The 24,418-nt window shown below is 71.2% G+C and carries 17 protein-coding genes, 1 tRNA gene and 1 pseudogene; 11 read left to right on the forward strand and 8 right to left on the reverse strand.

The window, feature by feature from the left end; all coding sequences use genetic code 11:
- Positions 1-606: 606 nt before the first annotated feature.
- From BM051_RS30340 to BM051_RS29880, 6 genes and pseudogenes are all read right to left on the reverse strand, one after another.
- Positions 607-1,449, reverse strand: a complete 843-nt coding sequence (locus BM051_RS30340) for a C40 family peptidase (RefSeq protein ID WP_341770817.1) — start codon at positions 1,447-1,449, stop codon at positions 607-609.
- A 556-nt stretch (positions 1,450-2,005) separates the two neighbouring features.
- A complete protein-coding gene (locus tag BM051_RS29870; RefSeq protein ID WP_243859604.1) occupies positions 2,006-2,518 on the reverse strand; it encodes a hypothetical protein in 513 nt (170 codons plus the stop codon).
- A 117-nt stretch (positions 2,519-2,635) separates the two neighbouring features.
- Positions 2,636-3,247, reverse strand: a complete 612-nt coding sequence (locus BM051_RS29875; RefSeq protein WP_243859605.1) for a hypothetical protein — start codon at positions 3,245-3,247, stop codon at positions 2,636-2,638.
- Between the two features lie 75 nt (positions 3,248-3,322).
- Positions 3,323-3,396: transfer RNA gene (locus BM051_RS13115), tRNA-Arg, on the reverse strand.
- Between the two features lie 460 nt (positions 3,397-3,856).
- Positions 3,857-4,663 (reverse strand): annotated as a pseudogene (locus tag BM051_RS13120) (endo-1,4-beta-xylanase).
- Positions 4,664-4,695: 32 nt separating this feature from the next.
- On the reverse strand, positions 4,696-5,085 hold the full coding sequence (locus tag BM051_RS29880; RefSeq protein WP_092530426.1) for a hypothetical protein: 390 nt from the start codon (positions 5,083-5,085) through the stop codon (positions 4,696-4,698).
- 446 nt (positions 5,086-5,531) lie between these two features.
- Between BM051_RS29880 and BM051_RS29885 the strand changes: the two genes are divergently transcribed.
- The 3 genes from BM051_RS29885 (at position 5,532) to BM051_RS13140 (ending at position 7,022) form a co-directional block, all read left to right on the forward strand.
- Positions 5,532-5,972, forward strand: coding sequence for a hypothetical protein (locus tag BM051_RS29885; protein WP_092530427.1), 441 nt, complete (start codon positions 5,532-5,534; stop codon positions 5,970-5,972).
- The gene (locus BM051_RS29890; RefSeq protein ID WP_243859606.1) at positions 5,957-6,325 is read left to right on the forward strand and encodes a hypothetical protein; all 369 of its coding nucleotides are present in this window, start codon (positions 5,957-5,959) and stop codon (positions 6,323-6,325) included. Before BM051_RS29885 ends, BM051_RS29890 begins: the two co-directional genes overlap by 16 nt.
- A 76-nt stretch (positions 6,326-6,401) precedes the next feature.
- Entirely contained in the window at positions 6,402-7,022 is a 621-nt protein-coding gene (locus tag BM051_RS13140) for a mycothiol-dependent nitroreductase Rv2466c family protein (RefSeq protein WP_092530429.1), read from the forward strand.
- A gap of 764 nt (positions 7,023-7,786) precedes the next feature.
- On the opposite strand, the gene BM051_RS13145 is transcribed toward BM051_RS13140, so the two are convergent.
- The gene (locus BM051_RS13145; RefSeq protein WP_092530857.1) at positions 7,787-8,182 is read right to left on the reverse strand and encodes a peptidase inhibitor family I36 protein; all 396 of its coding nucleotides are present in this window, start codon (positions 8,180-8,182) and stop codon (positions 7,787-7,789) included.
- Positions 8,183-8,357: 175 nt separating this feature from the next.
- Positions 8,358-9,440: a LacI family DNA-binding transcriptional regulator gene (locus BM051_RS13150; protein WP_092530430.1), complete on the reverse strand. Its 1,083-nt coding sequence runs from the start codon at positions 9,438-9,440 to the stop codon at positions 8,358-8,360.
- Positions 9,441-9,527: 87 nt separating this feature from the next.
- Here BM051_RS13150 and BM051_RS13155 point away from each other — a divergent pair, with 87 nt between their 5' ends.
- The 8 genes from BM051_RS13155 to BM051_RS13190 all read left to right on the forward strand — a co-directional run bounded on the left by BM051_RS13155 (position 9,528) and on the right by BM051_RS13190 (position 24,350).
- Positions 9,528-10,721, forward strand: a complete 1,194-nt coding sequence (locus tag BM051_RS13155) for an MFS transporter (RefSeq protein ID WP_092530858.1) — start codon at positions 9,528-9,530, stop codon at positions 10,719-10,721.
- Between the two features lie 93 nt (positions 10,722-10,814).
- On the forward strand, positions 10,815-12,830 hold the full coding sequence (locus BM051_RS13160) for a bifunctional copper resistance protein CopD/cytochrome c oxidase assembly protein (protein ID WP_092530431.1): 2,016 nt from the start codon (positions 10,815-10,817) through the stop codon (positions 12,828-12,830).
- Between the two features lie 205 nt (positions 12,831-13,035).
- A complete protein-coding gene (gene ssb / locus BM051_RS13165) occupies positions 13,036-13,479 on the forward strand; it encodes a single-stranded DNA-binding protein (protein WP_092530432.1) in 444 nt (147 codons plus the stop codon).
- 162 nt (positions 13,480-13,641) lie between these two features.
- Positions 13,642-15,318 (forward strand): energy-dependent translational throttle protein EttA, encoded by a 1,677-nt coding sequence (gene ettA / locus BM051_RS13170; RefSeq protein WP_092530433.1) that lies wholly within the window; start codon positions 13,642-13,644, stop codon positions 15,316-15,318.
- A 101-nt stretch (positions 15,319-15,419) separates the two neighbouring features.
- A complete protein-coding gene (locus BM051_RS13175) occupies positions 15,420-18,191 on the forward strand; it encodes a hypothetical protein (RefSeq protein WP_092530434.1) in 2,772 nt (923 codons plus the stop codon).
- 126 nt (positions 18,192-18,317) lie between these two features.
- Positions 18,318-23,291, forward strand: coding sequence for an NAD-glutamate dehydrogenase (locus BM051_RS13180; protein WP_092530435.1), 4,974 nt, complete (start codon positions 18,318-18,320; stop codon positions 23,289-23,291).
- A gap of 41 nt (positions 23,292-23,332) precedes the next feature.
- Positions 23,333-23,722, forward strand: coding sequence for an acyl-CoA thioesterase (locus tag BM051_RS13185; protein ID WP_092530859.1), 390 nt, complete (start codon positions 23,333-23,335; stop codon positions 23,720-23,722).
- Positions 23,715-24,350: a DUF8010 domain-containing protein gene (locus BM051_RS13190; RefSeq protein ID WP_092530436.1), complete on the forward strand. Its 636-nt coding sequence runs from the start codon at positions 23,715-23,717 to the stop codon at positions 24,348-24,350. The genes BM051_RS13185 and BM051_RS13190 overlap by 8 nt, the downstream gene beginning before the upstream one ends.
- The last annotated feature ends 68 nt before the right edge of the window (positions 24,351-24,418 follow it).

Here is a 24,418-nt window from a genome sequence, read left to right on the forward strand (position 1 = left end):
AGAGTAATCGAGCATACCCCACAGCGTGGATTCCCTCGTAACCATTCTCATCACAGTAGCCATCATGATAGTTGCTGTCGGCGTGATGTTGCTGGTGGCCCTGACCCGGAAGGGCTCAGTGACGACCATCACGATGACCACCCGGCGAATCGTCTTGCATTCAGCAGCCTCACCGGATGTTGTGTACGCCCTACTCTCGCAGGAGTGCCCGTCTGGCTACTCAGTCGAGGACGTCGACCCCTTCCGCGGCTTGGTGATCCTTTCGTCACGGCCGACCGCTTTCACCTGGGGCTTCTTTTACCCTGTCGTCGTATCAGCGGAAGGCACTGGTGCTCGTGTGGAGATTGGCATCAAGCCGAAGGTGTTCCAGTACGGCCCCCTGGTGACACGGGCGCACAGGAAACTTGCGCACGCAGTGGCCGGCTTGCCCAATGTCCACATCGAAAATGGTTGAGAAGGAGGCAGGTCGATATCGACGCCATTAGCGTTCCAGCACCAGGACTACAGGGTTGTACTCTGCGTACGCTCGCCGGAAACCGTCGTCGGGTCGCCTCAGGGGATGAGGCTGGTGTTCGGTCTGCCTATCCTGGGAACGTGCATCCGGTCTCATGTTGCTGCCCCCTGGGCTGGTCTTGTTGCGGCGCGGTAGTGGCCGATGGGGTCGATGCGGATGACGGCGCCGGTGTAGGGGGCGTTGATCATGTGGGTGCTGGAGATGGCGATGCCGACGTGAGTGATCGTGTGTGGGCTGGTGCCGAAGAACACCAGATCACCTGGTAGCAGTGGTGTGCTGGGTGGGAGCAGCGGGCCGGCGTCGTGTTGGGTTCGCGCGGTGCGCGGGATGGTGACCCCGGCTGCTTGGTAGGCGGCGCGGGTGAGGCCGCTGCAGTCGAATCCGCCTTCGGCATCGCCGTCGCCGCCCCAGACGTAGGGTTTGCCGAGCTGGGCGTGGGCGAATGCCACGGCGGCCTGTGCGGCTTGGCCGGGTGGGCCGCTGCTGGGCGCGGCGTCGCGGTAGAGGGCGGCTTGGGCGAGGACTTCGTCGACGTACCAGCCGGCGTGGTTGTAGGCGAAGATCGCGGCGTGCAAGCCGTGGCTGACGTTGTTGTCGCAGAGGTAGAAGCTGGCTGCGAAGATCGCGTCGTGCTTGTCCCAGGGAGATGGCGGGGTGTGTCCGCCTGGCGGAAGGGGGTGGCGGGCGATGACGCTGTCGAACGTGGGCTGGAGGCACTGCATGGGACCGCGTGCGTGGGAAGAGTTCTCGGTGCCCTCGGCGACGCCGGGCAGGGTGCTGCGACCGTGGTCGGACTCGACCTTTCCGATCGCGGCGAGGATGGACCAGTCGAGGCCGGGACATGCGGTGGCGGCCTGCTGGTAGAGGGCGAGGTAGTCGACGGGTATGTCGGCGAGCGCGGTCTGGCTGGGGGTGCTAGTACTACTACCGATCACGGCCCTGATCACATTGCCTGCGGCCGCGGCGCGCCGTCGCGTGCCGCGCAGTGCTCGATACGGCCTGGAGCCGCTGTGGCTTGCACCGACGAAGGGATGGAGTCGTGAGCCGAACCACTGGTTCCGGGCCGACGCGTATGCGGCCCGCCGTCTATGGATGTACCAACCACACCGGCGAGAGAGCCGGGACGGACGTGTCCCGCCGCTACCGCGCTTGCAGCGCGGTAGCGGCGGAGTCCGGCGCGATGGCCCAGTGGTTCTACGACGCCCCCGCATACCCTCGGCGGCCGCTTCCGCCTCAACGTCCACGACATCGAGTCCCAACTCGGCATGCCACGCGGTGACTGTCGGGAGCTCGCTATCAGGATCGCTGATCCGGACCGCGAGTTCGCCACGATCGTCTGTGCCGCGCTCGGTCGCCTCCCACGCCAGCCTCGCCTGCGACACCCACTTCTACGCGCGGCGAGCACGGCCAACGTGCCCTTGGCGTTCGCCGACGACCTGTCTCTGACCCGGCAACTCGCACCCAACGCACTGGTCTTCTCCCGACTCGGGCTCAGCTGTCCGGAATGGCCGACGCTTCGATGACCCCCACGAACGACCGCTTTCCCGAACCAGCCGCCGACCCAGAGATGCGGCTGGACATTCGCATTGCCGAAGGCGCCGAAGCCGAACGACTCCGGCTCGAACAGGCCCAGGTACTCATGGAGGTGACGCAATGGCTGGCCCAGAGGCAACCCAGGAATGGCTCAACCAGCAAGGCGGCCTGAGCGCTGTCTCCGGCCCGTACCGTTCCGGCTGGGACGGCTTCGACTCGGCTGCGGTCACCGCCGCGCCTGCCCTGATCCCAGTCGCGTTCCTCGGGCGCACCTCCACCGACGACCAGCAGGACCCCGTCGGGTCGCTGCTGCGCCAGCTGCGCATCTCGCAGGAAGCGCTGCCCGAGGGCTGTGTCATCGTCGCGTACTTCTACGACGTCGAGTCCGGACGCAAAGACCTCGATGTGCGCGGCCGGGGCGATCGTCACGAGCGGCTCGGCATCCCCATCCCGCGTGATGGCGGCATCCACGATCTGCTCAAAGAGGCAACCAACCCCAACCGACGCTTCCAAGCAGTCATCTGCGAACAGATCGACCGCATCGCACGTCGGGCCTACTACGGCACGCTCGTGGAGCACCGCCTCCAGTCAGCCAACGTCGGACTGTGGGCCGCCGATGAGCCCATTCGGCTCGATACCGACATGCTCATCGACCCGACCACGGTGCTCACCCGACGGGTCAAGCAGGGCATCGCTGAGTGGTACGCGCTGGACATGATCAAGCGGGCTCGCGACGGGTTCGAGACCCACACCGATCAGGGCTACAACGTCGGCAAAGCCTGCTACGGCTACCGCACCGTCCAGGTCCGGCTCGACAAGCAGGACTCCGACGACGAGCACGCGTCCGACAAGGGCAGCGCCGAGCAGACAGGGCGAGGAAGGTCTGGTAATCGAGGGAAGGGTCGGAACGGTCCGCGGACCAAGAGCAAGCTCGTCAAGGAGCCGATCGAGGCCGCGGTCGTCCGCAAGATCTACGACTGGCGGATTGCCGAGCGACTCAGCTACGAGGCGATCGCGGAGCGACTCAACCTCGACCTCGCGCTGTTCGAAGCGCTCAGGTTGGAGATCCACTACAACAAGACCGACAACACCGCCGTCTGCCGCATCACGCTGAGTGGCGAGACGCTCCCAGCGCTTCAGCAGACCACACACGAGAGCGGAGTGGTACTCCCCTTCACGAAGCCAAAGCGCAAGAACCACGGCAGCACCAGCACCGACGCGAACGAGAAGGACGAGGCGCTCAGCGACTCGTCCCCCCTGTTCCCATCTGCTGTGTGCCCCCGGCAGGACTCGAACCTGCGACCTAGAGATTAGAAGGCTCTTGCTCTATCCAGCTGAGCTACGAGGGCCGGTGCGGCCGACTGCCGGTGGCCACCCGCATGCCCCCAGCTTAGTCGGCACATCTTGTCGATCGTCCGATCGCGGCAAAGCGTTTCACCGCTGGCAAGCCCGGATGAGGCCTGCGTCACAGCTGCTCGGGGTGGCGGCGTGGCCAACCCCCATTATCGCAGGTGAGGAGCTCGTCGGCGGAGCGGGCCGACCGGAGGGGGGCCGGCCCTCGCGGCGAACCGGACCGGGCCGGGGGGAGGTGGGTTGCCGAGTGGACAAGCCCGACTTCCCCTTCGTCCAGGGTGGGTAACGGTGGTTGCGCCGGATGGACCAGTCGTCCGCTGGTTTTGTGCGAGTGGCCGGCGGTGATCGCCGGGAGGAGGCTCCGACCGGCGCCCCTACAGCCGCTGCACGCGCCTGGTGCCGGCCGGGGAGGGCGGTGCCGCGCCGCGCCACCCTCCCCGGCCTTGCCGGCAGCGCCTACGGGTTGATCCTCGTGTAGGCGGGCTTCGGCCTCAGGCTGCTGTCGAACAGGCATGCCGCACCCTGACCGTTGAAGGCGTCGGGGACCCACGAGTGCCGGTCGGTGAAACCCCACGTGGTGAACTCGACACAGCGGGACACCGCATGGCAGGTGTCCCACACCCGCTTGTAGTAGTCGGCCTGAGTGGACAGCTTCGACGAGTCGACCGGCAACGGCATCCGCACGTCGATCTCGGTGATCGCCACGGCGACGCCCAGCGCGACGAACCGCTCCAGGTTGGACCGCAGGTCGTTCGGGAAGCCGTACTGGATGGTCAGATGCGTCTGGAGGCCCACGCCGTTGATCGGGACTCCCTGCTGGCGCAGTGAGCGCACCAGGTTGTACACCGCGTTGCTCTTCGCGTTCTGCCCCTCGATGTTGTCGTCGTCGATGTACAGCTTGGCCGAGGAATCGGCCTGCCGCGCCCAGCGGAACGCCTCGGCGACCTAGCCGTCACCCAGCTTCTGCTGGAAGATCGAGTTGCGCCGCGAACCGTCCTCGTTGAACGCCTCGTTCACCACGTCCCACGCCCGGATCCGACCCCGGTACCTGCTCATCACCGTGGTGATGTGGTTGCGTACCACCGTCCGCAGCTCGTCGGCCGACAGGTTGTTCAACCAGCTCGGGTGCTGGCTGTGCCACACCAACGTGTGACCACGAAGGGACTTGCCGTTCCGCCGCGCGTGGTACTGCCCGCGGTTGCGTTCGAGGCTCTCCCACTTCATCTCGTTCTCGGGGGTCACGCTGTCGAACTCGCGGGTCAGGGTGGCGCGGTCTCACTTCCCACCGATCCCCATCAAGCCGCTGGTGAGCGACCGGCGAACTGGGTCTGGTACTCCCACAGCGTCAGGGTGAGCACGAGCGGGAACAGGAAGCCGTTCCACGCCTGCGACGCCGTGTAGATGCCGATCGTGGCGATCGACGAACGGGATATCGGGACGACCAGCCTGACCAGCACCGGTGGCCGGTCGAGCGGCTCGGCGAGTGGGAGCGGCGCTACGCCGCGGAGAACTTCGGGCCGGAGCACGCCGGCGCCGTCGCCGAGGTCCTGCGCACCTACGGCACGCTGCAGTCCCGGCGCAAGCCGGAACTGCTCAACGGGAGGATCAGCGTGGACCCCACCAAGGATCTCGCGACCGACCCGACCGCGGTCGTCTGCGACGACGAGGCCGACCCGTTCAACCACGTCGACTATCGTGAGCGGGAGCGGGTCACGGAGGAGTGGCAACGGCTGGCGGCCAGGGCCGAGCGGATCGGCGCCGCGCTGCCCGCATCCCACCGGAATGCCTACTACCAGCTGGTGCTCTACCAGGTGAGGGCGACGGCCAACCTGTACGCGCTGCGGGAGGCCGAGTTCACCAACCTCCGCTACGCCGAGCAGGGTCGGGCGGCGACCAACGACCTCGCCGACGCCACCGGTGCCCGGTTCGCCGAGGACCAGGCGATGTCGGACTACTACGACAACACGCTGGCCGGCGGGAAGTGGAACGGCTTCCAGACGCAACCGAAGATCGGCTACGGGGATGTCGAGCGTTACGGGCCGGACGCGCCGTGGCAGCAGCCGCGGACCCGGAACCACGTGGCGCTCCGGACGCCGTCTTCCCACCGCCGAAACGCATCGAGGTGCCGCCGATGGCCGACATGGGGGTGGCAGTCGACGGATCGGCGGACTGGTGGCCGGCGGCGGACAGCCTACCGGTGCTGCCGATGTTCAGCCCGTACCAAACCCAGCCGGCCCAGTACATCGAGGTCTTCAACCGCGGAACGGTCCCGTTCGACTACCGGATCGCGCCCGCCGAGCCGTGGGTGCTCGTCGAGCCGAGCGGCGGCCGGGTCGACCAGCAGGTGCGTGCCACCGTCCGGGTCGACTGGTCCCGGGAGCCGAAGGGCACCAGCCGGGTGCCGATCAGGGTGTCCGGGCCGGACGGCGCCGAGCTGGTGGTCGAGGCCATTGTGGACAATCGGAAGGTGTCGGGAACCCGGCCGGCGGGGTTCGTCGAGGCCAACCGTTCCCTGTCACCGCGCCGGCCCAGACCCCGGGTGGTGACGGACCACGGTTGGAGTACCGGATGAACGTGTTCACCACCGGACCGGGCGAGGTGTGGGCGTACCTGTCGCCGCGCAACGACACGGTGTCGTCGAACGGGCTCGAGTACGCCATCCCGATCGACGACCAGCCACCGCAGGTCGTGAACGTCACCGAGGCGACCGGCGCCGACGACACGGCGATGAACAAGCAGTGGGAGCGCAACACGTCGGACAACGTCAACCGCACGGTCACGCGGCATGTCATCACCTCCCCTGGGGTGCACACCGTCACGTTCTGGATGGCCGACCCGACCGTGGTGCTGCGGAAGCTCGTGGTGGACACCGGTGATCTCCGGGAGAGCTATCTCGGGCCACCGGAGAGCTTCCGATTCGGATGAGGCTGCGCTTCCGGTTCCGGTTCCGCTTCCGGTTCGGGTGAGGCCGGGCCGTCGTTCGCGGGCGTAGGGTTCGGGCATGGCCGACCGCTGGATCGCGGACTTCTGGTTCGACCCCTCGTGCCCCTATACCTTCATCACCTCGCGGTGGCTCGTGGAGGTGACGACCGTGCGCCCGGTCGACGTGCGCTGGCGGGTGATGAGCCTGTCGGTCCTCAACGAGCATCGCGACGACGATCCCGAGGGTGATCCGGAGGGCTACCTGTGGGTTCCGGTTCGGGTGTGCGCCGCGGTGGCGCGACACCACGGTCACGACGCGCTCGGCCGCTTCTACGCTGAGCTCTGGTCGGGGGCCGACCAGGACCGGGTCGGCCAGGACTGGATCGGCGACCTGGAGACCGCGTTGGCGGCGGCGGGCCTGCCCACCTCGCTGGCCGAGGCCGGGACCACCGAGGAGTACGACGACGCGGTGCGCGCCTCGCACCAGGACGGCGTCCGCCTGGTCGGCGACCACACCGGCACCCCGGTGCTGGCGGTCACCTGTCCGGACGGCAGCCGGCCGGCCATGTTCGGCCCGGTCCTGTCCCAGGTCCCGCACGGCGAACGCGCCGGCCGGCTGTGGGACGGGGTCCTGCTCGTCACCGGGGTGCCGGGCTTCCACGAGCTGAAAGGCCGAGCGCCGGAGACCGGCGCGGGCTGAGGTGGCCCCAGTCCGAGACGGACGGGTCGGGACGAGGCAGCCTCGTGCGGTGACCCGCCGTCGCCGCCCGCCCAGGCCGGACCAGTGGCGCTTCCGCTCGGGTGCCGTTATCCGGAGTCCGCTGGCCGCTCCGGTCCCGGTCGTCGGCGTGCTGATCGGGGGACCGGCGGCGAGCACCTTGCCGACCACCGCGGTCGCTGCGGGGGACGCCCGGACCCATCACCCGCGGTGGCCGGTCCCGCCAATCCGACGCCGGGGTGGCGAGCCATCACGTGGTCGAGAACCAGCGGCCGCCGCCGAGCCGTGTCCGCCGCTGCGCTGAGTCCGGGGTGCTGCTCCCCGGATGGGTGTGCCATGTCGATGCTCCCTGCCTGTCGTTGTTCCATCCGTCATGCGCGGTGTCGTCCGTGTCGCCGCTGACCTCGGCGCACCCGACCTTTTGGCACGGCCTTGCCTCGGTGCGCCCGGCTTCGGCGGTAGCCGCCGAACTCACCCGGCCGGCATCGACCCTCGAGGAGCGCCAGCCGGCGTGACCGCGTCAGCCGGACCGCACGACGCCGGCCGGTGGGTCCGGTGGCCACCGCCGCCAGGGCGGGGCATGTCCCCGACCGATGGCCACCGGACCCCGGGAAAGACCCGCGGGCGCACCCGGTGACCAGGTGCGGGCGCGCCCGCGGGCGGGTCGTGTCGGGGCACGACCCTTTCTCGGGCCGGTTGTCGTGTCGTGTCCCCAGGAAGAACGACACCGGCCCGGTTCAGGAGGCTCAGTTCCAGATCTGGATCGCGCGCACGAGGAACGGAGCCTGCGGCACGAAGGTGCCACCACCCGGATAGGTCGTGAAGTCCGCCTCGGTGGCGCAGTCCTCGTCCTGATAGACGGTGACGTCCCGGTCGATGCGGTTGACGAAGGATTTCGCCGCAATCCCCTCGCTCAACGGAACGCATTCCTCGGGGTTCGTGTTACGGAGGTCGTATCGGGCCGGCGTGCCCGCGTAGAGCTCACTCGCCCACGCGCAGAACTCGCCCGGCGCGCAGTCGAAACCCGGCGGTGTGACCGGGTCCGGCGCGGCGGGGGCGGCCGACACGGGGCCGGCGCCGGCGAGCAGGGCGAGCCCGGTGAGCGCGAGAGCTCGGGACAGTCGCGGGATTTTCCTCATCATCGTCGTGGTCCCCCTGTTGTGGTCCGGAATGGGGCGCTGGAGCAAATATGCAGGGCCGGGGGAGGGGAAGCCAAGAGGGAATTCGAGGATTGTGGACAACTGGAAAGAAGTCACCTGTTCGGGTTCGAGTTGTCCACAGATTGCCGGAAGTGGTTGCAGGAGAAAACCCAGCGTGCTAACTCGGTGCCGGGCCGGCGGACTCCCGCACCACCAACTCGACGTCCAGCGTCGTCGCGCGGGGTGGCCGCGCCCCGGCCAACAACCGCAGCGCCAGCTCACCCGCGATCTCGCCCTTGCGGGTGAGGTCCTGCCGCACGGTGGTCAACGGCGGCTCAGTCCACCGTACCGGTGGGGTGTCGTCGAAGCCGACCACCGACAGGTCCCGCGGTACCGCCAGCCCCCGCTCCCGGGCCACCGTCAGCGCGGCGACCGCGAGCTCGTCGGACATGCACAGCAGCGCGGAGGGCCGCGGCTCCCGGTCGAGAACTGCCCGGACCGCGCCCATGGCCTGCTCGCGGGACAGCCCCGAGGTCTCCCAGACCGGCACCGACCCGGCCGGTACGCCGGCAGCGGCCAGCACCTCCAGGTACCCGGTCAGCCGCTCGCGGTTGTCCCGGAACCGGCTGCGCAGCGCCTCGTCCACCGTCAAGGGTCCCTCGCGCGGCGTGGACAGGCACTGCGCCGACACGATGCCGAACCGGCGGTGCCCCAGTTCCACCAGATGGCGGGCGGCGGCCGCGGCACCGCCCCGGTCGTCGATGCCCACCCTGGCCGATCCCGGCACCATCGGGTGGTCGATCACGACCAGCGGGAGCCGCCGGTCTCGCACCGCCCGCAACGCCGGCGCGCCGTCGGCGAGGGAGTAGGCCACCGCCAGGTCGACCTGCGCGCTGAGCACCCGCTCGGCGCGCGGGCCCCCGTCGTCCCCGCCGGGCAGCAACAGCAACGCGTGCCCCTCCGGGTCCACCCGGCTGGCGAGGGCGTCGAGGGTGATGGACAGGGCCGGGTCCGAGAACGCCGCGGACAGCCCGGTATCGAGCATGAACGCGATCGCGCCGGCCCGCCGGGTCGCCAGGCTCCGCGCGGTCGGGTTCGGGCCGGGATAGCCGAGCTGCCGGGCCGCGCGCAGGACCTCCTCCCGAAGTCGGGCGGACAGCTGGTCCGGCCGGTTGTAGGCGTTGGACACCGTCGCCCTGGACACGCCGACGAGCGCGGCGACGTCATCGAGCGTCGGCCGGCGTCGCTTCCCGTCGGTCATCGCCGCAGTCTAGGTCGGGTGGACATTCTGAAGCGCTTAAGACACGCTGGGAGCGGAGTCTCACCGGGCGGAAGGGGCAGGTCCGTGGTGTCACAGCGGTTCGCGGTGATCCTGGTGTTCGCGCTCAACGGAGGGGCGCTGGGGTCCTGGGCGCCGAGGGTGCCCGCCCTGGCCGACCAGACCGACGCCGAACCCGGCGCGCTCGGGCTCGCCCTGCTCGGCGCCAGCGTCGGCATGCTGCTCGCGGCGGCGGTCACCGGGCGGCTGGTCGAGTGGTTCGGTGCCCGCGCGGTGATCGCCGGCTCGACACTGGTGGCCTGCGCGTTGCTGCCCGGCCTCGGCGCCGCGCCGTCGGTGCCGCTGCTGGGCGCCGCGCTGGTCGGCCTCGGCGCGTCGGTCGGGATGCTGGACGTGGCGATGAACGTGGCCGGCGTGGCCGTCGAGCGGCGGGTCGAGCGGCCCGTCATGCCGATCTTCCACGCCGGCTTCAGCTTCGGCGCGCTGGTCGGGTCGGGTGCGGCGGCGCTGGCCGCGGGGCACGGCTGGTCGCCGGCACGGCACCTCACCGTCGCGGCGGTGGTCGCCGTCGCCGTGCTCTTGGCCGTGCTGCGGCCCCTGCCGGGTGTCGCGCCGCGGGCGGCGCACTCCGCCGAGCCGCCGCCCGCCGCCGGGGCGGTTCCGATCCGGCGCCCGGCGCTGTGGCTGCTCGCCGGCGTCGCGCTGTGCTCGGCGATCGCCGAGGGCGCGAGCTCGGACTGGTCGGCACTGCTGATGGTCACCGAGCACGGCGTCGGGGAGGGCGCCGCGGCGCTGGCCTTCTCGGTGTTCTCGCTGGCCATGGCCGTCACCCGGCTTGCCGGCGGCTGGACCCACGCGCGCTTCGGGCCGACGCGGGTCCTGGTGGGTGGCGCCGTGTGCGCCGGCGGCGGACTCCTCGCGGCCGCGCTCCTTCCCGTCGCGGCGGCGGGCTACGCCGGCTTCGTCCTGGCCGGGGCCGGTCTCGCGGCGTCCTTCCCGGTCGCGCTGAGCCTCGCCGGTGAGGCGGGGCGGCGGGGCGACGGCACCGGGGGAGAGCGGGAGATCGCCTTCGTCACGGCGATCGCCTACACCGGGTTCCTCGCCGGGCCACCGCTCATCGGCGGGATCGCCCAGTTGACCTCGCTGTCCACGTCGTTCGTGGCCGTCGGGCTGATCGCCGCGCTCATCGCGCCCGCGGCCACCGCCGCCGGCCGGTCCCTGGCCAGGGAGCGCGCCGCCACCCGCTGCTCGGGACGCGCCTGACGGACCCCTTCCCGACCCCGGCGGAGAGATCCACCGCATCCGAGGGCACCGGGCGAGAGGAGCCGCGCTCGGCGCTCGGCCTACTCTCGTGGGGTGTCCCCGGAAGGATCCCCGACCACCGGCGCCGCCCGCCGGGCCAGCACGCTCCCGCTGCTCCTGGTCTGCGTTCTACTCGCCGCCTTCGTCGCCATCGGTCTGGTCGCGCTGACCGGTGGTGCCGGCTACGTCATCGCCGGGCTCACCGACCCCGGCGTGGTCACCCGCTACGGCGTCACCGTGGTCAGGGTGGTCGCCGAGGCCGCCGCCGTGGTGTGCATCGGGGCGTTGCTGCTCGCCGCGTTCCTGGTGCCGCCGCAACGGTCGGGCACCCTCGCCGCCGACGGCTACGCCGCGGTCCGCATCGCCGGCGTGGCGGCGTGGGTGTGGTGCGTCGCGGCGCTCGCCTCCGTGGTGTTCAGCGCCGCCGACGGCGCCGGCCGTCCGGTCACCCGGGTGCTGTCGCCGGAGGTGCTGGTCGGCCTCGTGGACGCCATCGAGCAGCCGAAGGCGTGGCTCATCACCGCGCTGATCGCGTTGCTGCTCGCGCTGGGGTGCCGCCTCGTGCTGAGCTGGGGCTGGACCACGGCCCTGTTCTTCCTCTCCGTCGGCGGGCTGGTCCCGATCGCCGTCACCGGGCACTCCGCCAGCGGCGGCTCGCACGACGTCGCCACCAACAGCCTGCTGTACCACCTCGTGGCGGCCGCGCTGTGGGTCGGCGGGCTCGTGGCGGTGCTCGCGCTGGGATGGCGGCGGGGCAGGCACCTCACCCTGGCCGCGCGCCGCTTCTCGAAGCTGGCGCTGGTGTGCTGGATCGTCATGGCCGTCTCCGGGGTGCTCAACGCGGTCGTCCGGATGGGACCGGAGCACCTGTTCACCACCGACTACGGCCTGCTCGTGTTGGCCAAGATCGCCGCACTGGGCGTGCTCGGCGTGTTCGGCCACCAGCAGCGTCAGCGTGGTGTGCGCGGCCTTGTCGACGGCGCCGGCGGCGGGCAACTGCTCCGGCTGGCCGCCGTCGAGATCGTGGTGATGTTCGTGACGATCGGCCTCGCCGCCGCGCTGGCCAGGACACCGCCGCCGGAGGAGATCGGCTACCAACCGTCCACCACCGAGCTTTTGATCGGCTACGACCTGCACGCCCCGCCGACGCTGGCCCGCCTGCTCTTCGACTGGCGGTTCGACCTGGTCTACGGCACCGCGGCGATCGTGCTCGCGGCGCTGTACTTGCTCGGCGTGCGCCGGCTGCGTGGCCGTGGGGACCGGTGGCCGGTCGGCCGCACCCTGGCCTGGGTGTCCGGCTGCGCGCTCCTCCTGGTGTCGACCTCGTCCGGCATCGGCCGGTACGCGCCGGCGATGTTCAGCGTGCACATGGGCAATCACATGTTGCTCTCGATGGTCGTGCCGGTGCTGCTGGTGCTCGGTGGCCCGGTGACCCTGGCGCTGCGGGCGCTGCCACCGGCCGGGCGGAAGGCGCCTCCCGGGCCGCGCGAGTGGCTGCTGGCGTTCGTGCACTCCCCGGTCTCGCGGGTGCTCACCCACCCGCTGGTGGCACTGGTGCTGTTCGTCGGCTCCTTCTACATCCTGTACTTCTCCGGGTTGTTCGACTCCGCGCTCAACTACCACTGGGCCCACCTGGCGATGAACGCGCACTTCCTGCTCGCCGGGTACGTCTTCTTCTGGCCGGTGATCGGGGTCGACCCCGCCCCGCGCCGCCTCCCGCCGATCGGTCGGCTGGGTCTGATGTTCGCGGCGATCCCGTTCCACGCCTTCTTCGGCGTGATCCTGATGAGCATGCAGACCGTCATCGGCGAGACCTTCTACCGCTCGCTGCGGCTGCCGTGGGTCCAGGACCTGCTGGCCGACCAGCGGCTGGGCGGCGGCATCGCGTGGGCCTCCGGCGAGGGGCCGGTGGTCCTGGTCCTGATCGCCCTGCTGGTGCAGTGGGCGCGCGCCGACGAGCGCGAGGCGCGCCGCACCGACCGTCGGGAGGCGGCCAGCGGCGACGCGGAGCTGGCCGCGTACAACGCGATGCTCAAGAAGCTCGCCGACCAGGGCCGCCCCCGCGAGTGAGCCGTACCCGGTAGCACACCCCACCGACAGGAACGCCGTTCCGAGGCCCGCCGACCCGCAGGTTGTCCACATCGCCTCCGGTCGTCCACAGATTCGCCGCGGCCGCCCCACGCCGCCTCCCGGCCGGGCACGCTGACCAGTAGCCGCTCCGACCCTCGGGAAGGGCAGCGGCTCCGAGCGACAGCCGAGACGGAGGAGAAGGACGATGGCGGTTGGGGAGACCACGGTGGCACTGGTCGGCACGGTGACCAGTGACCTGGCCCGGAGGCGGGTGTCCACCGGTGACGACGTCACCAGCTTCTGGGTGGTCAGCCATGAGCGGCGGTTCGACCGGGACACCGGCGAGTGGGTCGACGGCCGGCAGCTCTCCGTGCGGGTCTCGTGCTGGCGACGGCTGGCGGACAACGTCCAGGTGTCGCTGGGCAAGGGTGACCCGGTGATCGTCACTGGCCGGCTCTACACCAGCGAGTTCGACGGTGCCGACGGCGGCCGGCGCACGATCACCGAGTTGGACGCGTACGCCGTCGGGCCCAACCTCGGCCGGTGCGCCACGGTCGTGCAGCGGCACCGCCGGGACGGCCCTCCGGCGTCCGACCCGGGCCCGCCGAAGGCCACCGACCGTGCCGCGCCGGCTCCGGCGGCGGTGTAGCCCGCCGGGTGCTCGGCGGGGGGCTCTGACGGCCGCCGGAGGCCTCGGCGGCCGTGCTCAGCGGTGGAAAGGAGGTGGTGAAGGGCGAGTACCGCGGCGACCGGGACGGCTCGACGGTGACCGCCGTGAAGGCGCGCGCACGGCGGCTCTACGATCGCAGGCATGGCCGAGTTCATCTACACCATGAAAAAGGTGCGCAAGACGGTCGGGGACAAGGTCATCCTCGACGACGTCAGCACCGCCTTCTACCCGGGCGCCAAGATCGGCGTGGTGGGTCCCAACGGCGCGGGCAAGTCCACCGTGCTCAAGATCATGGCAGGGCTCGACCAGCCGAGCAACGGGGAGGCGTTCCTCCAGCCGGAGGCCACGGTCGGCATCCTGCTGCAGGAACCCCCGCTGAACGAGGCCAAGACGGTTCGCGGCAACGTGGAGGAGGGGCTCGGCGAGATCAAGGTGAAGCTCGACCGCTTCAACGAGATCGCCGAGCAACTCGCCACCGACTACAGCGACGAGCTGATGGCGGAGATGGGCAAGCTCCAGGAGGAGCTCGACCACGCCGACGCCTGGGAGCTGGACTCGCAGCTCGAGCAGGCGATGGACGCGCTGCGCTGTCCGCCGGGCGACGAGCCGGTCACCCACCTCTCCGGCGGTGAGCGGCGGCGGGTGGCGCTGTGCAAGCTGCTGCTGTCGAAGCCGGACCTGCTGCTGCTCGACGAGCCGACGAACCACCTGGACGCGGAGAGCGTGCTGTGGCTCGAGCAGTTCCTCTCGAAGTACCCGGGCGCCGTGCTGGCGGTGACCCACGACCGGTACTTCCTGGACAACGTCGCGCAGTGGATCATGGAGATCGACCGCGGCCGAGTGATCGGTTACGAGGGCAACTACTCGACGTACCTGGAGAAGAAGCGCGAGCGATTGGAGGTGCAGGGCAAGAAGGACGCCAAGCTGGCCAGGCGGCTGCAGAGCGAGCTGGAGTGGGTGCGCTCCAACGCCAAGGCCCGGCAGACCAAGTCGCGCTCCCGGCTGGAGCGGTACGAGGAGATGGCCGCCGAGGCGGAGAAGACCCGGAAGCTGGACTTCGAGGAGATCCAGATCCCGCCGGGCCCGCGGTTGGGCAACGTGGTCGTGGAGGTCGAGCACCTGCGCAAGGGCTTCGATGACCGGGTGCTGATCGAGGACCTGTCGTTCACCCTCCCGCGCAACGGCATCGTCGGCGTGATCGGTCCGAACGGCGTCGGTAAGACGACACTGTTCAAGACCATCGTCGGGCTCGAGGAGCCGGACGCCGGCACGGTCCGGATCGGCGAGACGGTCAAGCTGTCCTATGTGGACCAGGAGCGGGCCGGGATCGACCCGGAGAAGACGGTGTGGCAGGTCGTCTCCGACGGGCTGGACTACATCCACGTCGGCCATACCGAGATGCCGTCGCGGGCGTACGTGAGCGCGTTCGGCTTCAAGGGTCCGGACCAGCAGAAGCCGGCGGGGGTCCTGTCCGGGGGCGAGCGCAACCGGCTCAACCTCGCGATGACCCTCAAGCAGGGCGGCAACCTCATCCTGCTGGACGAGCCGACCAACGACCTGGACGTCGAGACGCTGGGATCGCTGGAGAACGCGCTCGAGCAGTTCCCCGGCTGCGCCGTGGTCATCTCCCACGACCGGTGGTTCCTGGACCGGGTGGCGACGCACATCCTGGCGTGGGAGGGCACCGACGAGAACCCGGCCAAGTGGTTCTGGTTCGAGGGCAACTTCGAAGGCTACGAGCGGAACAAGGTGGAGCGACTCGGGCCGGACGCGGCGCGCCCGCACCGGGTCACGCACCGCAAGCTCACCCGCGACTGAACGGTTCGTGGTACTCCTAGGCACCGCTGAGCGAGTACGCCAGAACCCAGACCGAGCGGAGTCCCCCCGTGGTAGCCAGCAAGCACACCAGGCCAGGCGCCGTGGCCGGTCCGACAGCCGGCGCGGACGCCGCCTCCGGTGCCGGCGACCGCGGTGGGGTCGAGCGTCTGCTCGAGCAGGCCGCCGGGCTGACCCTGCGGGCGCCTGAGCTGGCGCTGGTCCTCGGGGAGCGTGCGGCGGCGCTGGCCGAGGCGGCGGGCTCCAACGAGCTGTGGGTGCGAGCGGAGGGCCTGGTGGTCCTGGCCAGCGTGCGGCTGGGTGTGCGTGCCCCCACGGTCGGCAGGGCGGTGGCGGCCCTGCGCGCTGCCGAGGACAGCGGTCAGGAGGCCACCGCCGCGCAACTGCGGACCGATCTCGCGCTGTGCGCGCGCAGCGTCGGGCTCCCGCTGGCCGGGCTGGCGGCGCTGCGACCGGTGCTGGCGACTCGCGCGGTACGGCAGTCACAACGGGCGCTCGCGCTGTGCCAACTCGTCGGCTGCCTCGGGCCGTTCGGGCGTAAGCCGGAGCTGGACCGGGCGCTGCTGGAGGCGGACCGACTGTGCCTGGCCGACGAGGCGCTCGACGACGACACCCGGTTGCTGTCCAGAGCGCTGCTCCGGGTCGGGGTGTCGGCGCACCGGAGACGACACGGCGACCTGATGGGCGCCGCGGACGCGGCCCGTACCGGGATTGGCTTCCTGGACGACCTGGCGGACAAGTCGGCCGACGGCGGGGTGGTGCGCGTCCGGCTGGTGTTGGCACTGGTGTGTTCCCTGCTCGACCGCGGCAACGCCGACACCGCGGTGGAGCTGGCCCAGCCGATCCTCGACGAGCCGCACCGCGCCGCCGGGGTCGCGCCGGCCGGCTGGTTGCGACTGGCGGTCGCGACCCGGGTGTACCTGCCGGAGGGATCCGGGGAGGCCGCCGCACGCCTGCTGCGCGACGCACTGCACAGCAGCGAGGCGCACGGCCTGCACGCGCTCTCCGCCAGATTGTGGCTGGAGCTGGCCTATGTCGAGGAGCAGCTCGACCGGCCGGCCGAGGCCGTGCGGTGCCTGCGCCGGTCCCGAGCCGCCGAGCACACTCACGCCAGGGCCCGCCGGCAGGCCTGCGCGGTGCTCGCCGGCGAGTTCGGCACCGGCGAGCAGCCGCCGGTCGACCTCGACGAGCTGCTGGCACCGACGGTGTCCGCGCCGGCGCCGCGGGCGGCCGAGCGGTCGGCGGCGGTGGCGCCCGTACTGCAGCTGGCATCCGAGCAGGTGGCGCCCGAGCCTCGTCACGAGACAGCGCCCGCGGTTACTTCCCGGGAACCGGCGCGCGCGGGCGAGGCCGAGCGGTGGCGGCTGCGCACCGACCCCGCGCGCGCCGCTGACGCACGGGTCGCTGACAGCGAGGGGTGGCGACCCCGTGGCGTGTCCGCGCCGGCCGGCGCCACCACCACCGGAGGGCGGCGGTCCCGGCCCGAGTCCCTGGAGGCCACCGGGGCCGAGCCGTGGCGGAGCCGGGACGAGCTGGCGGAGCCGGTGGGCCCCGAACCGTGGCGGGCCCAGCACGACACCGCACCGTCGCGTGCCGCACGCGAGGTGGAGCCACCGACCGAGCCGTGGCGGCGGTCCGGGGCCGACGAGCCGGCCTGGGAGCGCCGGTTCGAGAGCGAGACGCGCCCGATCACCGGCCGGAGTGGCAGCTCCGGGACGTCGACCAGCACCACGCGGCACGACGCCGAGCACGGCTCGGTCACCGCGCGCTCCGTGCTCGACCGGCTGGGAATCTCGACATCGGGGTCAGGGGGACGCCGCAGGGCAAGCGAGTCCGACGAGCCCGGCCGCGACGACCGCGTCCACACCGGCGAGCGGACTCACACCGGCTACGGCCTCGACCGCCCCAGCACCGATTGGGCAAGTGCTGATTGGGTAAGTGCTGATCGGCTGAGTGCCCAGCGGGACCACGACGATCGCGACAGCGCCGATCGGTCGGACCGTGGCCGGTTCGGCCGCGACCAGGACAGCGCCGATCGGTTCGCCAGGGAACGGGACAGCGGCGACCGCGGTGACGAGTGGTTCGGCGAGGACCGGTTCGGTGCTGGGCTTTCGGATGGCGGCCGGTTCGGGGCGGACCGGCCCAGCGGTGAGCGGCTCGACGACGAATGGTCCCGAGGAGACGCCGGCGTCGACCGGAGCGGAAGCCGCCGGTCACGCGACGAGCGGGCCCGCGAACCCGGCTTCACGTTCCGGACGGAGGCCGAGCCAAGCGGGCGCTGGGGTACCGGCTCGCCCGAACCCACCGAGCGGGACGACCGTGGCCCGGAACCAGCCACGGAGGAGAACGACACGTGGCTGCCCCGGCTGCGCCTGCCGCCGTCGTTGGCGCCGATGGACGACCTGGACTTCACGTTCTCGGCGGTGGATCCGCCGGTGGATCCACCGCCGGCCGAGACCGGATCCAGGCACGCACCGGAGCCCGGCCGCACCGCGGCGGCCGAGTACACCCGCGCGCGCGAGCACCGCACGGCCGAGGACGCCCCCTCCGCCGCGCCCGACCGTCACGGCGACTCCGGCTTCGGTGGCGCCGACTTCTCGGACTCCGGCTTCACCGACTCCGGCACCGCCAACGGCGCCCCCGACCACTCCGCCGAGCCCGAGCCGACCGGTTACGACTTCCCGCTCGACGACCCACCGCCCGGCGCCGGGCTGGCCGAGCTCCTCGCCAGGGCGCTCGCCGAGCACAAGGCGGGCACCAGCAGCGCCGCCGCGCTGGTCAAGCGCCTCGGCGCGCAGCAGACCGACCTGGACGGGCCCCGTCGCGTCAACGGCCGGCACCGCGACGACGACTGAGCTCCGGTCCCCGCCACGGCTTGCGGCGCGGTCGACCGGGCCCGTCGGTGACCTACCACCATCGGCGTTAGGGTGATCCCGGGGTCGGGGCACACGGTCGTGTCATGAAGTGGAGAGTTGTCTGAGATGAGCTCGGTGGGGACGACGCATCGGCAGCCGCAGGCCGCTGACGACCAGGGCGACCGCCGGCGGCGCCCGCGGAGCCCGGAGCAGATCAGGGACGAGCTCGTCGAGGCCGCCGCCGAGCACGCTCCCGACATCGCCGAGCTGATCCGCCTCTACTACCGCCACGTCCCCGCCGAGGAGATCCTCGGCGACGACCCGGAGGGCCTCGTCGGCGCGGTGCGCGCCCACCTGCAACTGGCCCAGCGGCGGATGCCCGGCCGCCCGGTGGTGCGGCTGCTCAACCCGACGATGGCCAACGACGGTTGGTACCGCGAGGCCACCGTCGTGCAGATGGTCACCGACGACATGCCGTACCTGGTCGACTCGGTCGCGGCGCAGCTGTCCCGCGCCGGCGTGCAGGTCCAGCGGATCGTGCACCCCATCGTGGTGGTCACCCGGGACCTCACCGGCGAGCTGCGCGAGGTCCACCCCGACGCGGACGTCGACGAGCCCCCGGCCGGCGCCACCGCCGAGTCGTGGATGTACCTCGAGATCGACCGGATCACCGACAGCGAGCGTGCCCGCGAGCTGGACAACCGGCTCACCTCCGTGCTCGGCGACGTGCGCGAGGTCGTCGAGGACACCGAGAAGATGATCGAGGCGGCGCACACCATCGCCGCCGAGCTCGACGCCACCCCGCCGCCGTTGCCGGAGGAGGAGGTGCGCGAGGGCGCGGATCTGCTGCGCTGGCTCGCCGCGGGGCACTTCACCTTCCTCGGCTACCGGCGCTACGAGATCATCGGTCACCCCGGCTCAGGTGGGGAGGAGCCGGCACTGCGTGCCGTGCTCGCCTCCGGGCTCGGCGTGCTGCGGCAGGACAGCCTCGCCGCGCGCAGCCTGACCGCCGGCCCCGACGCCAGCGCGCTGGCCCCGACTCTGCTGGTGCTGACGCAGGCCAGCGCGCCGTCGACGGTGCACCGGCCGGTCTACCCGTTCTACATCGGGGTCAAGACCTTCGACGAGGACGGCAACGTCAACGGTGAGCACCGCTTCCTGGGCATGTTCACCACCACGGCGCTGCACGAGGACGTGCTGGACATCCCGGTGGTGGCCCGCCGGGTGCGGGAGGTCATCCACCGCGCCGGGTTCCCCATGGAGTCCTACTCCGGGCAGCGGATGCTCGAGGTGCTGCAGAACTGGCCGCGTGCCGACCTGTTCTCCGCCGACACCGACTCGCTCTACGCCACCGCGACGGGCGCGATCACCCTGGCCGGCCGGCGGCGGCTGCGGCTGTTCCTGCGCCAGGACACCTACGGCCGCTTCTACTCGTGCCTGGTCTTCCTGCCCCGGGACCGCTACACCACCCGGTCCCGGCTGCGGATGCAGGAGGTCCTGCTGCAGGAGCTGGACGGCACCCACCTCGAGTACAGCACGAGGGTGGGGGAGACGTTGCTCGCCCAGGTGCACTTCACCGTGCACACCGACCCGTCCCGCCGGGTCGAGCCGGACACGCTGCGGATCCAGGAACGGCTCACGGAGGCGATCCGCAGTTGGGACGACCGGATGGTCGAGGCGATCCTGGCGGAGCGCCGGGAGCGCAACGAGGGCGGCGTGGCGCCCGCGGTGGTCGAGGAGTCGGCTAGCGAGCAGGGGCAACGCTACGTGGCCGTGTTCCCGGAGGCCTACAAGGAGGACTTCTCCGCCGCGGAAGGCCTTGCCGACCTGCGCAGGCTGGAGTCGTTGACCGGCGAGGACGACCTGGCGATGTCGTTCTACCTGCCGGAGGAGGCCGAGCCGGGGGAGCGGCGGTTCAAGCTCTACCTGCTCGGTGAGGGCGTGACCCTGTCCACGCTGCTGCCGGTGCTGCAGTTGATGGGCGTCGAGGTGGTCGACCAGCGGCCGTACGAGCTGCGCCGAGAGGACGGCACCAGGTCCTGGATCTACGACTTCGGGCTTCGGGTCGAGCCGAAGATGCTCGACCAGATCAGCCAGGGCGACGAGGCGGACCTGCAGCAACGGTTCCAGGACGCGTTCGGCGCCGCCTGGCGCGGCGACTGCGAGGTCGACGGGTTCAACGCGCTCGTGCTGCGCGCCGGGCTCACCTGGCGGCAGGCGGCGGTGATCCGCGCCTACGCCCGCTACCTGCGTCAGGCGGGCAGCACCTACTCCCAGGAGTACATCCAGAACGCCGTGCTGGCGCACACCGACGTGGCGACGGCGCTGGTCCGGCTGTTCGAGAGCCGGTTCGACCTCGGCTGCTCCGCCGAGCAGCGCGCGGAGCACACCGAGGCGCAGGTCGCCGAGATCAACGCCAGGATCGACGCGGTGACCAGCCTCGACGAGGACCGGATCCTGCGCCGGCTGCTCGCGGTGATCTGCGCGACGCTGCGCACCAACTACTACGTCACCGACGACGATGGCAACCCGCGCCCGTACCTGGCGGTCAAGCTCGACCCGCAGGCCGTGCCCGATCTGCCCGAGCCGCGGCCGCAGTTCGAGGTGTTCGTGTACTCCCCGCGGGTCGAGGCCGTGCACCTGCGGTTCGGCACGGTGGCCCGCGGCGGGTTGCGCTGGTCGGACCGGCGGGAGGACTTCCGCACCGAAATCCTGGGCCTGGTCAAGGCGCAGGCGGTGAAGAACGCGGTGATCGTCCCGGTCGGCGCGAAGGGTGGGTTCGTGGTCAAGCGGCCGCCGGCCCCGACCGGCGACGCCAGCCTCGACCGGGACGCCAACCAGACCGAGGGCATCGCCTGCTACCGGATGTTCATCTCCGGCCTGCTGGACCTCACCGACAACCTCGTCGAGGGCACCACCCGGCCCGCGCCACAGGTGGTGCGCTACGACGGGGACGACAACTACCTGGTGGTGGCCGCCGACAAGGGCACGGCGACGTTCTCCGACATCGCCAACGAGGTGTCGGCGGCGTACGGGTTCTGGCTCGGTGACGCGTTCGCGTCGGGCGGGTCGGTCGGCTACGACCACAAGGCCATGGGGATCACCGCGCGCGGCGGGTGGGAGAGCGTCAAGCGGCACTTCCGCGAGCTGGGAGTGGACACCCAGACTCAGGACTTCACCGTCGTGGGGATCGGCGACATGGGCGGCGACGTGTTCGGCAACGGCATGCTGCTGTCCGAGCACATCCGGCTGGTGGCCGCGTTCAACCACCTGCACATCTTCCTCGACCCCGACCCGGACGCGGCCGCCTCGTTCCGTGAGCGCGAGCGGCTGTTCGAGCTGCCGCGGTCGTCGTGGGACGACTACGACCGGTCGGTGATCAGCGAGGGCGGCGGGATCTACCCGCGCAGCGCGAAGACGATCCCGATCAGCCCGCAGGTGCGCGCCGCGCTGGGGTTGACCGACGACGTGGAGAAGCTGTCCCCACCCGAGCTGATCAGGGCGATCCTGCTCGCGCCGGTGGACCTGCTCTGGAACGGCGGCATCGGCACCTACGTCAAGGCTTCGGACGAGACGCACGCCGACGCCGGCGACAAGGCCAACGACGCGGTGCGGGTCAACGGCGACGAACTGCGGGTGAGGGTCGTCGCCGAGGGCGGGAACCTCGGCTTCACCCAGCGCGGCCGGATCGAGTTCGCCCGCAACGGCGGCAAGATCAACACCGACGCGCTGGACAACTCCGCGGGTGTGGACTGCTCCGACCACGAGGTCAACATCAAGATCCTGCTCGACCACCTGGTCAACGTCGGCGAGCTGGACCGGGAGCAGCGCAACGTCCTGCTGGGCGAGATGACCGAGGAGGTCGCCGAGTTGGTGCTCGCCGACAACTACCGGCAGAACGCCGTGCTCGGTGTCGCCCGCGCGCACGCGCCCGGAATGCTCTCGGTGCACCAGCGGCTGGTGGCGGCGTTGGAGGCCAAGGGCGCGCTGGACCGGGAGCTGGAGGCGTTGCCGGACCCCGGCGAGTTCAAGGCGCTGGAGAAGGCGGATCTCGGACTCACCTCGCCCGAGCTGGCGACCCTGCTCGCTCACGTGAAGCTGGACCTCAAGGACGAGCTGCTGGCCAGTGAGTTGCCCGACGTCGAGGTGTTCTCCCGCCGGCTGCCGGAGTACTTCCCGCGGCCGCTGCGCGAGCGGTTCCCCGACGCGATCCACGAACATCCGCTGCACCGGCAGATCACCACCACGCTGCTGGTGAACGAGGTGGTCGACGGAGCGGGCATCTCGTTCGCCTTCCGGCTGGGCGAGGAGATGAACGCGACGGCCACCGACGCCGTGCGGGCCCACGCCGTGGTGACGTCGGTGTTCGACCTGCCCGCGCTGTGGGCCGACATCCGGGCGCTGGACAATGTCGTGTCGAGCCGGCTCGCCGACGCCATGGTGCTGGAGACCCGCAGGGTGCTCGACCGTGCCGCCCGCTGGTTCCTCACCAATCGGCCGCAGCCGCTCGCGGTGGGCGCCGAGATCAGCCGGTTCGGCGAGCCGGTCAGTGATCTGATGCCCCGGCTGCCGGAGCTGCTGCGCGGCCGGGAGGCCGCGTCGGTGCGGGAGTATGTCGGGCGGCTGGTCGCCGACGGGGTACCCGACGAGCTGGCCGAGCGGACCGCGGTGCTGCTGCACACCTACGGCCTGCTCGACGTGATCGAGGTGGCCGAGCTCGCCGAGCGCGAGGTCGGGTTGGACACCGAGCGCAGCCCGTTGGAGACGGCGGAGCTGTACTACGCGCTGTCCGACCACCTCGGCGTGGACAAGATGCTCACCGCGATCAGCGCGTTGGAGCGGGGCAACCGGTGGCACGCCCTGGCGCGGCTCGCGTTGCGCGACGACGTGTACTCCTCGCTGCGGGCGATCACCCTTGACGCGTTGCGGCACAGCGAGCCGGAGGACAGCGTCGAGAACAAGATCGCCCACTGGGAGCAGGCGAACTCGTCGCGGTTGGCGCGGGCGACGGTGACGCTCAGGCAGATCGAGCGGTCGGGCCGCAACGACCTGGCGACGCTGTCGGTGGCGGCGCGGCAGCTGAGGAGCACGGTGCAGTAGTGGCCGGTTACGTGGCGCTGGTCCGGCCGCGGTGGTCGGACATGGATGTGTTCGGGCACGTCAACCACGCGAAGATGGTGACCCTCCTGGAGGAGGCGCGGGTGCCGCTGCTGTTCGACGAGGCTGCGGCGGCCGGGCTCACCGGGCTCGCCCGTGGCGTGGTGGTGGTCCGGCTCGCCGTCGACTACCGGGCGCCGGTGGTGGTCCGCGGTACGGAGGTCCGGGTGGAGGTGTCCTTGGCGGAGCTGGCGTTCGCCTCGTTCACCCTCGACTACACCGTCTACAACGGACCATCTACTGAGAACGGTGTGGCGGTGGAGGCGCGGACGGTGCTGGCGCCGTACGACGTGGCCGGCGGCCGGCCGCGCCGGCTGAGTGAGGGGGAGCGGGAGTTCCTGGCCCGGCGGTTGGACGGGGGAGTGAATGCCTGAGCTGCGGATCACCGACCCGGCGGACCGGGAGACGCTCGCCGCGTTCGTCGCCCGCGCGGTGCGCCTCGACGCGCAGGCCGTGGTACGGCTGCGGCGGCGGTCTCCCGAGGTGGTGGAGGCGTGGGTGGCCACTCCGTTCGACGTGCTGGTCACCCGGGCCGTGGGCGGGGAGATCGCGCCCGCGGACGTCACCGTGTCCGGCAACGAGCTGCTCGCCGCGCTGACCGTGGCGGGTGGGGCGCGGATGGACCCCGGGCCGGCGCGGGACCTGCTGTGGCGCTCGGAGCTGCCGGCGGGGGCCACGTGGCAGCCGGTGGACGCGCTGCCCGCGGCGGTGGTGTCGGAGTTGGCCGAACGGGGTGTCGCGCTGGCCAGGGAGAACGTCGGGCCGCACGGCACGCCGCCGGCATCGCTGATGGACCAGACGGTGCTCACCGTCACCGGTGGGGACCTGGAGATCAAGGTGCCGATGCGGTGCCTGTTCGCGCTGTCCGGGATGGGCTTCGTGGACTCCTCGCTGCCGGACGACGTGGTCAGGGTGACCGCGACCGACTCCTGGATGCGCCTGGACGCGCGGTACGGCGCCGCCGTGCGGCGCCGCCACGCGCTGCTGCCCCTGCTGTTCTGAGATATGGAGGCGCCGACTTCCGACGCGCCCTGTCCTTGGTGGTGTTCCAGACGGGGCTGATCCCGCAC

Origin of the sequence: Amycolatopsis arida, assembly GCF_900115565.1 — a bacterium.
Lineage (GTDB): Bacteria > Actinomycetota > Actinomycetes > Mycobacteriales > Pseudonocardiaceae > Yuhushiella > Yuhushiella arida.

What these genes read in the sequence shown, in the direction of transcription:
- BM051_RS29885 (WP_092530427.1), top strand. Translation starts at nt 5,532, where the DNA reads ATGGCCGACATGGGGGTGGCAGTCGACGGATCGGCGGACTGGTGGCCG.
- BM051_RS13185 (WP_092530859.1), top strand. Translation starts at nt 23,333, where the DNA reads ATGGATGTGTTCGGGCACGTCAACCACGCGAAGATGGTGACCCTCCTG.
- BM051_RS13190 (WP_092530436.1), top strand. Translation starts at nt 23,715, where the DNA reads ATGCCTGAGCTGCGGATCACCGACCCGGCGGACCGGGAGACGCTCGCC.
- ssb (WP_092530432.1), top strand. Translation starts at nt 13,036, where the DNA reads ATGGCGGTTGGGGAGACCACGGTGGCACTGGTCGGCACGGTGACCAGT.
- BM051_RS13180 (WP_092530435.1), top strand. Translation starts at nt 18,318, where the DNA reads ATGAGCTCGGTGGGGACGACGCATCGGCAGCCGCAGGCCGCTGACGAC.
- BM051_RS13150 (WP_092530430.1), bottom strand. Translation starts at nt 9,440, where the DNA reads ATGACCGACGGGAAGCGACGCCGGCCGACGCTCGATGACGTCGCCGCG.
- ettA (WP_092530433.1), top strand. Translation starts at nt 13,642, where the DNA reads ATGGCCGAGTTCATCTACACCATGAAAAAGGTGCGCAAGACGGTCGGG.
- BM051_RS13140 (WP_092530429.1), top strand. Translation starts at nt 6,402, where the DNA reads ATGGCCGACCGCTGGATCGCGGACTTCTGGTTCGACCCCTCGTGCCCC.
- BM051_RS13145 (WP_092530857.1), bottom strand. Translation starts at nt 8,182, where the DNA reads ATGATGAGGAAAATCCCGCGACTGTCCCGAGCTCTCGCGCTCACCGGG.